This is a genomic window from Citrobacter sp. CK206 (assembly GCF_030333125.1).
Classification (GTDB): Bacteria; Pseudomonadota; Gammaproteobacteria; order Enterobacterales; family Enterobacteriaceae; genus Citrobacter_B; species Citrobacter_B koseri.
In genome coordinates, this window is record NZ_JAOWGM010000005.1 from 66,585 (window position 1) to 79,994 (window position 13,410).

Annotated in this window: 14 protein-coding genes; 6 read left to right on the plus strand and 8 right to left on the minus strand. The window is 54.9% G+C overall.

Annotated features, from left to right (window positions below; genetic code table 11):
* Positions 1–71 precede the first annotated feature (71 nt).
* The 4 genes from pfkA (at position 72) to OGX81_RS00350 (ending at position 4,462) form a co-directional block, all read left to right on the plus strand.
* Positions 72–1,034 (plus strand): 6-phosphofructokinase, encoded by a 963-nt coding sequence (gene pfkA / locus OGX81_RS00335; protein ID WP_012133883.1) that lies wholly within the window; start codon positions 72–74, stop codon positions 1,032–1,034.
* 207 nt (positions 1,035–1,241) lie between these two features.
* Positions 1,242–2,231, plus strand: a complete 990-nt coding sequence (gene sbp / locus OGX81_RS00340; RefSeq protein ID WP_012133881.1) for a sulfate/thiosulfate ABC transporter substrate-binding protein Sbp — start codon at positions 1,242–1,244, stop codon at positions 2,229–2,231.
* 103 nt (positions 2,232–2,334) lie between these two features.
* Entirely contained in the window at positions 2,335–3,084 is a 750-nt protein-coding gene (locus OGX81_RS00345) for a CDP-diacylglycerol diphosphatase (RefSeq protein WP_104867938.1), read from the plus strand.
* Positions 3,085–3,157: 73 nt separating this feature from the next.
* Positions 3,158–4,462: an SLC13 family permease gene (locus OGX81_RS00350; RefSeq protein ID WP_012133878.1), complete on the plus strand. Its 1,305-nt coding sequence runs from the start codon at positions 3,158–3,160 to the stop codon at positions 4,460–4,462.
* A gap of 82 nt (positions 4,463–4,544) precedes the next feature.
* Here the strand turns inward: OGX81_RS00350 and tpiA are convergent, their stop codons facing one another.
* Both tpiA and OGX81_RS00360 read right to left on the minus strand, forming a co-directional pair.
* Positions 4,545–5,312: a triose-phosphate isomerase gene (tpiA, locus tag OGX81_RS00355; protein WP_024130662.1), complete on the minus strand. Its 768-nt coding sequence runs from the start codon at positions 5,310–5,312 to the stop codon at positions 4,545–4,547.
* 114 nt (positions 5,313–5,426) lie between these two features.
* Positions 5,427–6,023 (minus strand): YiiQ family protein, encoded by a 597-nt coding sequence (locus OGX81_RS00360; RefSeq protein WP_047459831.1) that lies wholly within the window; start codon positions 6,021–6,023, stop codon positions 5,427–5,429.
* Between the two features lie 100 nt (positions 6,024–6,123).
* Between OGX81_RS00360 and OGX81_RS00365 the strand changes: the two genes are divergently transcribed.
* Complete coding sequence (locus tag OGX81_RS00365; RefSeq protein WP_104867937.1) at positions 6,124–6,570, plus strand: DUF805 domain-containing protein; 447 nt, start codon at positions 6,124–6,126, stop codon at positions 6,568–6,570.
* Positions 6,571–6,645: 75 nt separating this feature from the next.
* Here OGX81_RS00365 and fpr read toward each other — a convergent pair whose 3' ends face one another.
* From fpr to OGX81_RS00385, 4 genes are all read right to left on the minus strand, one after another.
* Positions 6,646–7,392, minus strand: a complete 747-nt coding sequence (gene fpr, locus OGX81_RS00370; protein WP_104867936.1) for a ferredoxin--NADP(+) reductase — start codon at positions 7,390–7,392, stop codon at positions 6,646–6,648.
* 95 nt (positions 7,393–7,487) lie between these two features.
* Positions 7,488–8,498, minus strand: coding sequence for a class II fructose-bisphosphatase (gene glpX, locus OGX81_RS00375; RefSeq protein ID WP_012133873.1), 1,011 nt, complete (start codon positions 8,496–8,498; stop codon positions 7,488–7,490).
* A gap of 172 nt (positions 8,499–8,670) precedes the next feature.
* Complete coding sequence (gene glpK / locus OGX81_RS00380) at positions 8,671–10,179, minus strand: glycerol kinase GlpK (protein WP_012133870.1); 1,509 nt, start codon at positions 10,177–10,179, stop codon at positions 8,671–8,673.
* A gap of 23 nt (positions 10,180–10,202) precedes the next feature.
* Entirely contained in the window at positions 10,203–11,048 is an 846-nt protein-coding gene (locus OGX81_RS00385; protein WP_012133869.1) for an MIP/aquaporin family protein, read from the minus strand.
* A gap of 390 nt (positions 11,049–11,438) precedes the next feature.
* Between OGX81_RS00385 and zapB the strand changes: the two genes are divergently transcribed.
* Positions 11,439–11,684, plus strand: a complete 246-nt coding sequence (gene zapB, locus OGX81_RS00390; RefSeq protein WP_104867935.1) for a septal ring assembly protein ZapB — start codon at positions 11,439–11,441, stop codon at positions 11,682–11,684.
* Between the two features lie 165 nt (positions 11,685–11,849).
* On the opposite strand, the gene rraA is transcribed toward zapB, so the two are convergent.
* Both rraA and menA read right to left on the minus strand, forming a co-directional pair.
* Complete coding sequence (gene rraA, locus OGX81_RS00395; protein WP_012133864.1) at positions 11,850–12,335, minus strand: ribonuclease E activity regulator RraA; 486 nt, start codon at positions 12,333–12,335, stop codon at positions 11,850–11,852.
* A 92-nt stretch (positions 12,336–12,427) separates the two neighbouring features.
* Entirely contained in the window at positions 12,428–13,357 is a 930-nt protein-coding gene (menA, locus tag OGX81_RS00400) for a 1,4-dihydroxy-2-naphthoate polyprenyltransferase (RefSeq protein WP_047459819.1), read from the minus strand.
* Positions 13,358–13,410 lie beyond the last annotated feature (53 nt).

The following is a 13,410-nucleotide window of genomic DNA, read 5'->3' on the forward strand; positions in this document are numbered from 1 at the left end:
CCCGATGTGCAGTAACAGTATCGGCTTCCGGCAACAGATTTCATTTTGCATTCCAAAGTTCAGAGGTAGTCATGATTAAGAAAATCGGTGTGTTGACAAGCGGCGGTGATGCGCCTGGCATGAACGCAGCAATCCGTGGTGTTGTACGCGCAGCGTTGACGGAAGGACTGGAAGTAATGGGTATTTATGATGGCTACCTGGGTCTGTATGAAGACCGTATGGTTCAGCTCGACCGTTACAGCGTGTCCGACATGATCAACCGTGGCGGTACTTTCCTCGGCTCCGCGCGCTTCCCGGAATTCCGCGATGAAAATGTTCGCGCAGTGGCTATCGAAAACCTGAAAAAACGTGGCATCGACGCGCTGGTTGTTATCGGCGGTGACGGTTCCTATATGGGTGCAAAACGTCTGACTGAAATGGGCTTCCCGTGCATCGGTCTGCCGGGCACGATCGACAACGACATCAAAGGCACTGACTACACCATCGGTTATTTCACCGCGCTGGGTACGGTAGTGGAAGCGATTGACCGTCTGCGTGACACCTCTTCCTCTCACCAGCGTATTTCCATCGTTGAAGTGATGGGGCGTTACTGCGGCGACCTGACCCTGGCGGCGGCTATCGCTGGGGGCTGTGAGTTTGTTGTGGTGCCGGAAGTGGAATTCAGCCGTGACGATCTGGTTGCGGAAATCAAAGCGGGCATCGCGAAAGGTAAAAAACACGCGATTGTCGCGATCACCGAACATATGTGTGACGTTGATGAACTGGCGCACTACATCGAGAAAGAGACTGGCCGTGAAACGCGTGCGACCGTACTGGGTCACATCCAGCGTGGCGGCTCTCCGGTGCCTTACGACCGTATTCTGGCTTCCCGTATGGGCTCATATGCCATTGAACTGCTGCTGGAAGGCTTTGGCGGACGTTGTGTGGGCATCCAGAACGAACAACTGGTTCACCATGACATCATCGACGCTATCGAAAACATGAAGCGTCCGTTCAAAGGTGACTGGCTGGATTGCGCTAAAAAGCTGTACTGATCGTTGTGTGTATTGTGCCGGGTGGCGGCTTCGCCTTACCCGGCCTACAACAGTACGGCCTGTAGGCCGGATAAGGCGCTAGCCAGCATCCGGCAATATCCTTCATTTATTCCTTCAAGTTATAGCCAATCTTTTTTTATTCTTTAATGTTTGGATTCCTTTCTGGCACGCTTTATTCATCACAACACTACATAAGAGAGCTGGGCGATGAATAAATGGGGCGTGGGGTTAACATTATTGCTGGCATCGACCAGCGTTCTGGCGAAGGATATTCAGTTACTTAACGTGTCTTACGATCCAACGCGCGAGCTGTACGATCAGTACAACAAAGCGTTTAGCGCGCACTGGAAACAAGAAACGGGCGACAACGTGGTGATCCGTCAGTCGCATGGCGGTTCCGGTAAGCAGGCGACGTCAGTCATTAACGGTATTGAGGCCGATGTGGTGACGCTGGCGCTGGCTTATGACGTTGATGCCATTGCAGAGCGCGGTCGTATCGACAAAAACTGGATCAAACGTCTGCCGGACAACTCCGCGCCGTACACGTCCACCATCGTTTTCCTGGTGCGTAAAGGCAATCCGAAGCAAATCCATGACTGGAACGACCTGGTAAAACCGGGCGTGTCGGTGATTACGCCGAACCCGAAAAGCTCTGGCGGCGCACGCTGGAACTATCTGGCTGCGTGGGGATACGCCCTGCACCACAATAACAACGATCAGGCCAAAGCGCAGGACTTCGTAAAAGCGTTATTTAAGAACGTGGAAGTGCTGGATTCTGGCGCGCGCGGTTCAACCAACACCTTTGTTGAGCGTGGGATTGGCGACGTGCTGATCGCCTGGGAGAACGAAGCGCTGTTGGCGACGAACGAACTGGGCAAAGATAAATTCGAAATCGTGACGCCGAGCGAATCAATTCTCGCAGAACCGACCGTCTCCGTGGTGGATAAAGTCGTGGAGAAAAAAGGGACGCAAGCCGTGGCGGAAGCCTATCTGAAGTATCTCTACTCGCCGGAAGGGCAGGAAATTGCGGCGAAAAACTTCTATCGCCCACGCGACCCTGAAGTGGCAAAGAAATATGAAAATGCATTTCCGAAGCTGAAACTCTTCACCATTGACGAGGAGTTTGGCGGGTGGACGAAAGCGCAGAAAGAGCATTTCTCTAATGGCGGTACGTTCGACCAAATCAGCAAACGCTAATGTAAATTGCTTTTCCAGCCCGGTGGCATCGTGCGACCGGGCTTTTTTATTTGTCATCATTTTGCGTTACTCTTGCACGTCAATAAGAGACAGGGAATGAGTAATGAAAAAAACAGGTTATTTTTTGCTGGCGGTTGTGATTGTTGCCGCCATCGCGGGCATTGGCTACTGGAAGCTGGCCGCTAATCCGAACGCATTGCGGGATATTGTTCTGCAACAATGCGTACCGAACCAACTGCAACAGCAAAATTCTGCGCCATGCGCCGAAGTGAAACCGGATGCCGGGTATGTCGTGTTTAAAGATCGTAACGGCCCGTTGCAGTATCTGTTGATGCCGACGTACCGCATCAACGGTACGGAAAGCCCGCTGCTGGTGGAGCCCTACACGCCGAACTTCTTCTGGCTAGCCTGGCAGGCGCGCAGCTTTATGAGCCAAAAGTACGGCAAAGATATTCCAGACAGCGCCATTTCGCTGGCGATTAACTCACGCTCCGGGCGGACGCAAAACCACTTTCATATCCACATCTCCTGCCTGCGCCCTGATGTGCGAGCGCAACTGGATGATAATCTGGCGAAAGTGAGTACCCGCTGGCTGCCGCTGCCGGGCGGATTGCGCGGGAATGAATATCTGGCGCGTCGGGTGACGGAAAGTGAGCTGGCGCAACGCAGCCCGTTCATGATGCTGGCGGAAGAGGTGCCGGATGCGCGTGAGCACATGGGCAGCTATGCGCTGGCGGTGGTGCGCCAGAGCGACGACTCTTTTGTTTTGCTGGCGACGCAGCGCAACCTGCTGGCGTTTAACCTCGCTTCCGCTGAGGAAATTCAGGATCATCAATGTGAGATTTTGCAGTAACCCCACCTAATCTGGCGTTTACTCCACTTGCCTGTCTCCGTATTCTTGTTGAAAAAAACAACAGGAGACAGGCATGTCGCTCTGGCTTACACACCCTCTGTTCATTCCTTCGCTGGTGGTCGGCGTGACCATTCTGCTCTGGGCAACCTCGCTGTTGCCGGAGTTTATTACCGCGCTGCTGTTCTTTACCGTGGCGATGGTGGCGAAGATCGCGCCGCCGGACGTCATTTTTGGCGGTTTTGCCTCGTCGGCTTTCTGGCTGGTTTTTAGCGGTTTTGTGCTGGGGGTGGCGATTCGCAAAACAGGGCTGGCAGACAGGGCGGCGCGCGCCTTATCCGCCAGACTGACTGACTCATGGCCGCTGATGGTGGCAAGCGTGGTGCTGCTCAGTTATGCGCTGGCGTTTGTGATGCCGTCCAATATGGGGCGTATCGCGCTGCTGATGCCCATTGTCGCGGCGATGGCGAAACGTGCCGGGATTGCCGATGGCACGCGCGCCTGGTACGGACTGGCGCTTGCGGTGGGCTTTGGAACCTTCCAGCTCTCCGCGACCATCCTGCCTGCTAACGTACCTAACCTGGTGATGAGCGGGGCGGCGGAAGGCTCGTACGGCATCCACCTGAACTATCTGCCGTATCTTCTGCTGCATACGCCTGTTCTGGGCTGGTTGAAAGGCGCGCTGTTAATCGTCCTTATTTGTTGGCTGTTTCCCGGTAAACCGCATGCGCCTCGCGACCTGACGCCGCCTGCGCCGATGAGCCGTGCGGAGAAACGGCTGGCGTGGATGCTGGCGGTGGTGCTGGCGATGTGGGTCAGCGAAAGCTGGCACGGTATTGGCCCGGCGTGGACCGGGCTGGCGGCGGCGGTGATCACGCTGTTGCCGCGCGTGGGGTTTATCAACGGGGAAGAGTTTTCCAGCGGCGTGAATATCCGCACCTGTATTTATGTGGCAGGCATTCTGGGGCTGGCGATCACCGTGACGCAAACCGGCATTGGCAATGCGGTGGGCGAGGCGCTGCTGCATGTCATGCCGCTGGACCCGGAAAAGCCCTTCACCAGTTTCCTGGCGCTGACCGGCATTACCACCGCGCTGAATTTTATTATGACGGCGAACGGCGTTCCGGCGCTGTATACCACGCTGGCGCAGAGTTTTTCCGACGCAACCGGTTTTCCGCTGCTGTCGGTGATTATGATTCAGGTATTGGGGTACTCCACGCCGCTGTTGCCGTATCAGGCGTCGCCGATTGTGGTGGCGATGGCATTAGGGAAAGTCCCGGCAAAACCAGGCATGACGCTGTGTCTGGCACTGGCGCTGGCAACGTATCTGGTGCTGTTGCCGCTGGATTACGTGTGGTTTAGTTTACTGGGGCGTTTGTAAAAAAAGCCCGGTGGCGTTAACGCTTACCGGGCCTGTGATTTTGTGTGGCGGGTAAGCGCATGCGCCGCCCGCCACAACAGCATTAAGCTTGTTTAGCCGCTTCCGCTGCTTTAACGATCACCGCGAACGCGTCAGCTTTCAGGGAAGCACCGCCAACCAGCGCGCCGTCGATGTCCGGCTGAGCGAACAGTTCTGCCGCGTTAGCTGCGTTTACGGAACCGCCGTACTGGATGATCACTTGCTCAGCGATTTTCGCGTCAGCTTTGGCGATGTGGTCACGGATGAATTTGTGAACAGCCTGCGCCTGCGCCGGAGTGGCGGATTTGCCAGTACCGATCGCCCATACAGGTTCGTAAGCGATAACCACGCCTTCAAACGCCGCAGCGCCCTGAGTTTTCAGTACCGCGTCGATCTGACGAGCACAGACTTCTTCGGTTTTGCCGGCTTCGTTTTCTGCTTCGGTTTCACCGATGCACAGAACCGGAGTCAGACCCTGCTCTTTCAGCACGGCGAATTTCTTCGCGATCAGCTCGTCAGACTCTTTGTGGTAAGTACGACGCTCAGAGTGGCCGATGATGATGTACTGCGCGCCGATATCCTTCAGCATTTCAGCAGAAGTTTCACCGGTGAATGCGCCAGACAGGTTCAGGTCAACGTTCTGCGCGCCCAGAATGATGTGGCTACCGGCAGCGGCGTGTTTCGCCATGTCGATATACATTTCCGGTGGTGCAATCGCAACTGCACAGCCAGCAACGCCAGCCAGTTCTTTACGCAGGTTAGCCACCAGCTCGTTTACCATGTGGCGGCTGCCGTTCAGTTTCCAGTTACCCATCACTAAAGGATGTCGCATTTCATTTCTCCACGCTTTGTCAGCGAATTAAGGAAGATGGCCGCCCTTCAGGGACGGCATGGTCTGTGAAACAGTATAGAGATCCCTCCCTCGAAAGGCTTTGCTTTTTGTCACTTAATTCAGCCCTTCCAGATTCTCCGATAGCGCTAGCTTAATCGGTTCAACAGCGAAGGTCAGCCCTTTTTCCCCGTTGTCTGCGACAACATAGCGAATCGCGCCTTCCGTTTCAGCGTAGTAGTGCTTATTCTTGCCCGCTGTGAGTAATTTTTGCAGTTTTTGCTGGCTTTGCTCTTTTGTCAGAAGCGGGGCGACGGTGCGGATCACCGCCGCCATGTATTCCTGCGCTTTGGCTTTGGCGGCTTTTTGCTCGGGCCCCTGAATGGGAAGCCAGGTAATCTGCATGCTTTTGATTTTTAACGTACCGCGCTCCAGCGCCGTTGAGGCGTACAGATTTTCATTGATCTTGCTGGCGGCGCGGGTCAGGTTCGCCCTGTCGCGGCTGCTGTCGATAGCACGAAATTCGTTCAGTGGAAGCCGGGGATTTTGCTGATTAAAGTTTTCGCGAAACTGGCTGATGGAGAGATCAAACGTCGGCGCGCCAGCCAGCAGGTAGGGCGCGGTCGTCGCAGACGGCGATGCCTCCGCCAGCACCGTTGTGCTCGCAGTTATGGCGGAAAACAATAATAAAAACAGTGTACACCCTGGCTTCATCAATCTTACCTTTCGTTAGGACTGCTCACGATTAAAACGATAACTGTCGGGCTTGTCAAAAGGGTAAACTGACAGCGAAGGCAATAATAAAGGAACTTACATGACCATACAGCAGTGGTTATTCTCATTTAAAGGGCGTATTGGACGCCGTGATTTCTGGATCTGGCTCGGTTTCTGGTTTGTCGGCATGCTGGTGCTGTTTTCGCTGGCGAGCAAGAATTTACTCGATATCCAGACGGCGGCATTTTGTCTGGTGTGTCTGCTCTGGCCCACGGCGGCGGTCATGGTTAAGCGTCTGCATGACCGGGGGCGCTCCGGCCTGTGGGCGTTATTGATGATTCTGGCGTGGATGCTGCTGGCCGGAAATTGGGTGATGTTGCCGGGAATGTGGCAGTGGGTCGTGGGGCGCTTTGTCCCGACGCTCATTCTGGTCATGATGTTTATCGATCTGGGGGCGTTTGTCGGTACTCAGGGCGAGAATAAGTTCGGCAAAGAAACGCAGGATGTGAAGTTTAAAGCAGAGCCTCAGGCAGGCGATAAACCGTAGGCCGGATAAGGCGTTTATGCCGCTATCCGGCAGATTGCCCGGTGGCGCTGGCGCTTACCGGGCCTGCAACCGTGCTTACCAGTAGTGCTCAGCGGTCATGTGCCCAGGACGACGACGCAGGTGTTTGGTCATGTGCCGGGTCTCCTTCAGCAGCTGCTGCGTATCGCGCACCATCTGCGGATTTCCGCACAGCATCACATGGCTGGTCTCGGTGTTCATCGGTAAACCGACCGCCGCTTCCAGCGCGCCGCTTTCAATCAGCGCGGGGACGCGCCCGGTAAGCGAGCCTGCGATGGTTTCCCGACTGACGACAGTTTGAATGCGCAGCTTGCCTTCGTAGCGCTTTTGCAATTCCAGCATTAACGGCAGGTAACTTAAATCAGCGGCGTAACGCGCGGCATGCACCAGTACCAGGTTGTTAAAGCGCTCCAGGTCTTTACCGAGTTGCAGAATCGACAAATAAGGGCCAATGGCCGTTCCGGTCGCCAGCATCCACAGGGTGTCGCAGTCAGGCACTTCATCCAGAACAAAGAACCCCGCCGCTTCACTCACCACCTGTACTTCATCGCCAGGTTTAAGCGCCGCCAGACGTGGGCTGAGTTTGCCTTCGGGAACCGTCACCAGGTAAAACTCTAAATCGGGATTATCGGGCGCATTCACATAGGAATAGGCGCGTTGTACGCGTTCGCCATCGATCTCCAGTCCGAGTTTGGTAAACTGGCCTGCGGTGAAGGGATGAACGGGGGCGTGAACGGTCAGACTAAACAGGGCGTCGGTCCAGTACTGTACCTTCGTGACTTTTCCTGTTACCCAATCTGCCATGATCTTCTCCTGTCTGCTGCAATACCCTTATCTTCGTTCGTTGAACGAAAGATTTCCAGCCCCGAAGGGCCGGAAGGCTCAATCGAACAAATCAGTTACAGGATATGCGCCTGCACATCCGGGTCTTTGCGATCCAGATAGTGGATGGACTGAATACGGCGGATAGTGCGCGATTTGCCGCGAATCAGCAGCGTTTCGGTGGTAGCGATATTGCCTTTGCGGCTAATCCCCTCCAGCAGATCGCCTTTGGTGATCCCGGTGGCGGAGAAGATGACGTTATCGCTGCGCGCCATTTCGTCCAGACGCAGCGCTTTACCGGCGTCAATGCCCATAGCTTTACAGCGTGCCAGCTCCTGCTCGCCAATGCGGCGGTTCTCTTCGCTGTCGCCTTTGACGTCGTGACGCGCCAGCAGACGGCCCTGCATGTCGCCATCCAGCGCACGAATCACCGCTGCGGAGACAACGCCTTCCGGCGCGCCGCCAATGCCGTACAGCACGTCCACTTCACTGTCCGGCATACAGGTCAGAATAGAGGCCGCCACGTCGCCATCAGGAATGGCGAATACGCGCACGCCAAGCTGCTGCATCTCTGCAATCACCGCGTCATGACGCGGTTTGGCCAGAATCGTAACCGTCAGTTCGCTGAGCGGTTTGCTGAGGGCGGCTGCGATGTTGCGCAGGTTGTCCGCCAGCGGCAGATTCAGGTCGATAGATCCTTTAGCGCCCGGCCCGACGATCAGTTTTTCCATGTACATATCCGGCGCGTTGAGGAAACAGCCTTTATCGCCGACCGCCAGAACCGCCAGCGCGTTCGCCTGGCCCATCGCCGTCATACGGGTGCCTTCGATAGGGTCGACGGCGATATCTACCGCATCGCCACGGCCGGTGCCGACTTTCTCACCGATAAACAGCATGGGCGCTTCATCAATCTCGCCTTCGCCGATGACAATGGTGCCGTCAATATTGACCTGGTTGAGCATAATACGCATGGCGTTTACCGCCGCGCCGTCAGCGGTATTTTTGTCGCCGCGTCCCAGCCATTTATAGCCAGCCAGCGCCGCCGCTTCCGTTACGCGGGAAAATTCGATGGCAAGTTCTCGTCTCATAGCAAACTCGTAGCAGAAAGGAATGGCGCGAAGTGTAGCACAGGGGAGGGTGGGAATAATTGATATGCTCGGGGGTAGATAACTTGCCGGGTGGCGGCGTTGCCTTACCCGGCCTACACAAGCATGTAGCCTGTAGGCCGGATAAGCGAAGCCGCCATCCGGCAGATCAGTATTACTCTTCGTGGTCTTCCCACGCCAGGGCGCGTTTGACCGCTTTTTTCCAGCCGCTGTAACGGAAGTTACGCTCGGTGGTTTCGATGCCTGGACGGAATTCACGCTCGATGACCGCTTTTTCCTGCAACTCATCCAGGTTCTGCCAGTAACCCACCGCCAGACCTGCCAGATACGCCGCACCCAGCGCCGTCACTTCGCGCACTTCCGGGCGCTCAACGCGCGTACCAAGAATGTCTGACTGGAACTGCATCAGGAAGTTGTTGGCAACCGCGCCGCCGTCAACGCGCAGGGCGTGCAGGCGAATACCGGAGTCCGCCTGCATCGCTTCCAGCACGTCGCGCGTCTGGTAAGCGATCGATTCCAGCGTTGCACGGATGATGTGGTTGGAGTTTACGCCACGGGTCAGACCGAAGATGGCGCCGCGCGCATACGGGTCCCAGTACGGCGCGCCCAGACCGGTAAAGGCCGGTACAACGTATACGCCGTTGGTGTCTTTCACTTTGGTGGCGAAATATTCAGAGTCGAATGCGTCGCTGATGAGTTTCATCTCATCACGCAGCCACTGAATGGATGCGCCAGCCATAAACACCGCCCCTTCCAGCGCATAGTTCACTTCGCCGGTCGGGCCACAGGCGATGGTGGTCAAAAGTCCGTTTTCGGACTTAACCGCTTTCTCGCCGGTGTTCATCAGCATAAAGCAGCCGGTGCCGTAAGTGTTTTTCGCCATCCCCTCTTTGACGCACAGCTGGCCGAACAGCGCCGCCTGCTGGTCACCGGCGATCCCGGCGATTGGAATACGCGTGCCGCCTTTACCCCCGATGTTCGTCTGGCCGTACACTTCTGAAGAACGACGCACTTCCGGCAGCATAGCGCGCGGGATATCCAGCGCATCCAGCATTTTGTCATCCCAGTCCAGGGTATGGATGTTGAACAGCATGGTACGTGAAGCGTTGGTGTAATCCGTGACGTGTACGCGTCCCTGCGTCATTTTCCAGATAAGCCAGGTATCCACCGTACCGAACAGCAGTTCACCGCGACGTGCGCGCTCACGGGAGCCTTCTACGTGATCGAGAATCCACTTCACTTTGGTGCCGGAGAAGTACGGGTCAATCACCAGACCGGTGTTGTTGCGGATGTAATCTTCCATGCCGTCACGCTTCAGGCGTTCGCAGATTTCGGCGGTACGGCGGCACTGCCAGACAATTGCGTTATAAATCGGTTTGCCGGTTTCACGTTCCCAGACGATGGTGGTTTCACGCTGGTTAGTAATACCGATTGCTGCGATCTGATCGGAACTGATGTCTGCTTTCGCCAGCACTTCAACCAGCGTTGAGCTTTGGGTGGCCCAGATTTCCATTGGGTCGTGTTCTACCCAGCCTGCTTTCGGGTAGATTTGCTCAAATTCACGTTGCGACACGCTAACGATATTCGCATCGTGATCCATCACGACGGCGCGGGAGCTGGTGGTGCCCTGGTCGAGCGCAACGATATATTTTTTCTCAGTCATAATTTTTTTGTCCCGTAGTCACATTACAGCGAAGCTTTTTGTTGTGCGGTAGTGGTGGTGTCCTTCTCTTCAACCACGCAAGTATCACACGGCAAATGGCGGCCAATCAGTTTACGATAGGCGAATGCGCCCAGAATGGCGCCCGCAATCGGGCCGAACATCGGCACCAGGAAGTAAGGAATATCCTTACCGCCAGTCAAGGCAACGTTCCCCCAGCCAGCGAGCCAGGCGAACAGTTTCGGGCCGAAGTCACGCGCCGGGTTCATCGCAAACCCGGTCAGCGGCCCCATAGAGGCGCCAATTACTGCGATCAGTAAACCAATGAGCAGAGGAGCCAGTGGGCCGCGCGGCACGCCGTTACCATCATCGGTCAGCGCCAGAATAAGCCCCATCAGAATAGCGGTAATTACCATCTCAACCGCGAAGGCTTGCACAAAATTGATATGTGGATTTGGATATGTTGAGAAAGTGCCAGCCAGATCAACACTTTCGATACTGCCACGGACGATGTGGTGCGTTTGTTCAAAATCAGCGAAAAGATTGTAGTAAAGCCCGTAAACTAATGCCGCTGCGCAAAACGCGCCGGCAACTTGAGAAATGATAAAAGGAACAACTTTGCGTTTGTCGAAACAGGCAAACAGCCACAGTGCGATTGTTACGGCTGGATTTAAATGTGCGCCGGAGACACCTGCTGTCAGGTAGATAGCCATCGCCACCCCCAGACCCCAGATGATACTGATTTCCCACTGACCGAAAGTAGCACCTGCTACTTTAAGAGCAGCGACACAACCCACACCGAAGAAAATCAACAACCCAGTACCGAGAAATTCAGCAATGCACTGGCCTTTTAAGGTTGATGTTTGACTCATAATCGGATCCTGAAGAGAGTTTAATGTTTATTGTTTGCGAAGAGGTCACTGACGCCTTCGATGCCTGTAGGCATACTGTTAATTTATCGTTAACGAGCAAAAACGAGAAATATCGAAATCAAAATGTGTGTACTACGTCAATAAAATGAGCGTTATCGCGCCATGAAGCGCGTTTTACGACAAACCAGGAGTGTGAGCTGAATCATTTCATTAACCAATATGTTAACACTTTAGAGTTATGTGAGTTATGTCACCAGGACAAGGATGAAAAGTGTTGCAAACCGCAATCTACGCGGTATGTCGCTGGACAGGGATGGCGCGGCTTCATACAATCGGCACTATATATTGTGCGCGTTTACGTGAAGCGTCGCCTTGCAATTCAGGAGAGGTATGGCCATGTCATTAGAAGTGTTTGAGAAACTGGAAGCAAAAGTACAGCAGGCGATTGATACCATTACGCTTTTGCAGATGGAAATCGAAGAGCTGAAAGAAAAGAACAACAGCCTGGCGCAGGATGTACAGTCTGCTCAGCATCAGCGTGAAGAACTGGAGCGTGAGAACAGCCATCTGAAAGAACAGCAGAGCGGGTGGCAGGATCGTTTGCAGGCGCTGCTGGGTCGTATGGAAGAAGTCTGAGCCGTAGCGGTGTTGGCTGCGCTCAGCGTTGTAGGCCGGATAAGGCGTAAGCCGCCATCCGGCACTGCAATATCGCCTGATGGCGCTACGCTTATCAGGCCTACAGTCGGCATCGTTTATGAGCGGCAACGCAATAAAAAAGGCACCTTACGGTGCCTTTTTTGATCACTCGATATCAAGCGGGTCTTCGGAGAGGATTATCCCGGTATTGTCGGCGTAGAGATGATCGCCGGAGAAGAAGGTCACGCCGCCAAAATTGACGCGGACGTCGCTTTCCCCGATTCCTTCACCTGCGGCACCTACCGGAATCGCGGCAAGCGCCTGGATGCCGATATCCAGCTCTTCCAGATCGTCTACCTGACGCACCGCGCCGTAGATAACCAGCCCTTCCCATTCATTCTGCGTAGCCAGACGCGCCAGTTCGGCGTCGACCAGCGCGCGACGGACAGAACCACCGCCATCGACCAGCAGAATGCGACCACGGCCATTCTGTTCGAGCAGATCGTAGAGCAACCCGTTGTCCTCGAAACATTTTACCGTGATGATTTGTCCGCCAAACGACGACCGCCCTCCAAAGTTAGAGAACAGTGGTTCCACGACGTTGACATCTTCCTGGTAGATGTCACAAAGCTCGGAAGTATCGTATTTCATAGGCTTAACGTTCAGTTGCTGCGAGAATTTTTAGTATATCGCGCTATGCGTACTGTTTGCAAAATCATCAATTGTTCATTGATATTTGTCAGTTAAACCGCCCACTGGCTTAAGAAAATCCCGACGACAAACAGCAGGTTAGTCAACAGCGCGGCTTTAACGGTACGTTCCAGCATCGGGCGCATCGCAGCGGGTTCCATTTCGCGCATCACATAACGCGCCTGTTTAATCAGTAACGGTGCGGCCAGGATGAACAGCCATCCCCACAGGCTTTGCAGTGAAATCAGGTTAAACAGCGCCAGGCAGACCAGTGACCCCATCAACAGGCAGGCGTGATAACGACGTGCGTTAACCGCGCCTAAACGTACCACCAGCGTGTTTTTACCGTTTTCTTTATCGCTGTTGATATCGCGCAGATTGTTGATGTTGAGCACGGCGGTCGCCAGCAGTCCGCAGGCGGTAGCAGGTAAGATAAGCGCAGGAATGAGCGTATGCGCCTGTAGATACCAGCTGCCCATTACGCTGAGCCAGCCAAAGAACACCAGCACGGAAATGTCGCCCAGACCAATATAGCCGTAAGGACGGTTCCCGACGGTGTAGGTAATCGCGGCGATAATCGACAGGCCGCCCAGCACCAGGAATCCGACAAAATCCGCCAGCGTATGACATGCGACAGCCACCAGCGCCAGACCGGAGAGGCAAATCAGCGCCACGGTAATGATCAGCGCCCGCTTCATCTCCTGCCGGGTGATCACCCCTTTTTGCATCCCGCGCAGCGGCCCGATGCGGTCAGGCTTATCACTGCCTTTGACGGCGTCGCCATAATCGTTGGCAAGGTTCGATAAGATTTGCAGCAGCCCGGCGGTGATCAGCGCCAGCAGCGCAACCAGGGGATCGAAGTACCCTTGCCACCATGCCAGCGCTGTACCGACGATGATTGCCGCAAACGCGAGCGGCAGCGTTTTCGGTCGTAAACTTTCCAGCCAGGCCTGGGAGCGGCTAATTTGTTGTTGTTCAGTCATATTTAGCGCCAATAAAAATGGGGCTTTTCAGCCCCATCAACAGTGATGAAAAT

What these genes read in the sequence shown, in the direction of transcription:
- pfkA (WP_012133883.1), top strand. Translation starts at nt 72, where the DNA reads ATGATTAAGAAAATCGGTGTGTTGACAAGCGGCGGTGATGCGCCTGGC.
- sbp (WP_012133881.1), top strand. Translation starts at nt 1,242, where the DNA reads ATGAATAAATGGGGCGTGGGGTTAACATTATTGCTGGCATCGACCAGC.
- OGX81_RS00345 (WP_104867938.1), top strand. Translation starts at nt 2,335, where the DNA reads ATGAAAAAAACAGGTTATTTTTTGCTGGCGGTTGTGATTGTTGCCGCC.
- OGX81_RS00350 (WP_012133878.1), top strand. Translation starts at nt 3,158, where the DNA reads ATGTCGCTCTGGCTTACACACCCTCTGTTCATTCCTTCGCTGGTGGTC.
- tpiA (WP_024130662.1), bottom strand. Translation starts at nt 5,312, where the DNA reads ATGCGACATCCTTTAGTGATGGGTAACTGGAAACTGAACGGCAGCCGC.
- OGX81_RS00360 (WP_047459831.1), bottom strand. Translation starts at nt 6,023, where the DNA reads ATGAAGCCAGGGTGTACACTGTTTTTATTATTGTTTTCCGCCATAACT.
- OGX81_RS00365 (WP_104867937.1), top strand. Translation starts at nt 6,124, where the DNA reads ATGACCATACAGCAGTGGTTATTCTCATTTAAAGGGCGTATTGGACGC.
- fpr (WP_104867936.1), bottom strand. Translation starts at nt 7,392, where the DNA reads ATGGCAGATTGGGTAACAGGAAAAGTCACGAAGGTACAGTACTGGACC.
- glpX (WP_012133873.1), bottom strand. Translation starts at nt 8,498, where the DNA reads ATGAGACGAGAACTTGCCATCGAATTTTCCCGCGTAACGGAAGCGGCG.
- glpK (WP_012133870.1), bottom strand. Translation starts at nt 10,179, where the DNA reads ATGACTGAGAAAAAATATATCGTTGCGCTCGACCAGGGCACCACCAGC.
- OGX81_RS00385 (WP_012133869.1), bottom strand. Translation starts at nt 11,048, where the DNA reads ATGAGTCAAACATCAACCTTAAAAGGCCAGTGCATTGCTGAATTTCTC.
- zapB (WP_104867935.1), top strand. Translation starts at nt 11,439, where the DNA reads ATGGCCATGTCATTAGAAGTGTTTGAGAAACTGGAAGCAAAAGTACAG.
- rraA (WP_012133864.1), bottom strand. Translation starts at nt 12,335, where the DNA reads ATGAAATACGATACTTCCGAGCTTTGTGACATCTACCAGGAAGATGTC.
- menA (WP_047459819.1), bottom strand. Translation starts at nt 13,357, where the DNA reads ATGACTGAACAACAACAAATTAGCCGCTCCCAGGCCTGGCTGGAAAGT.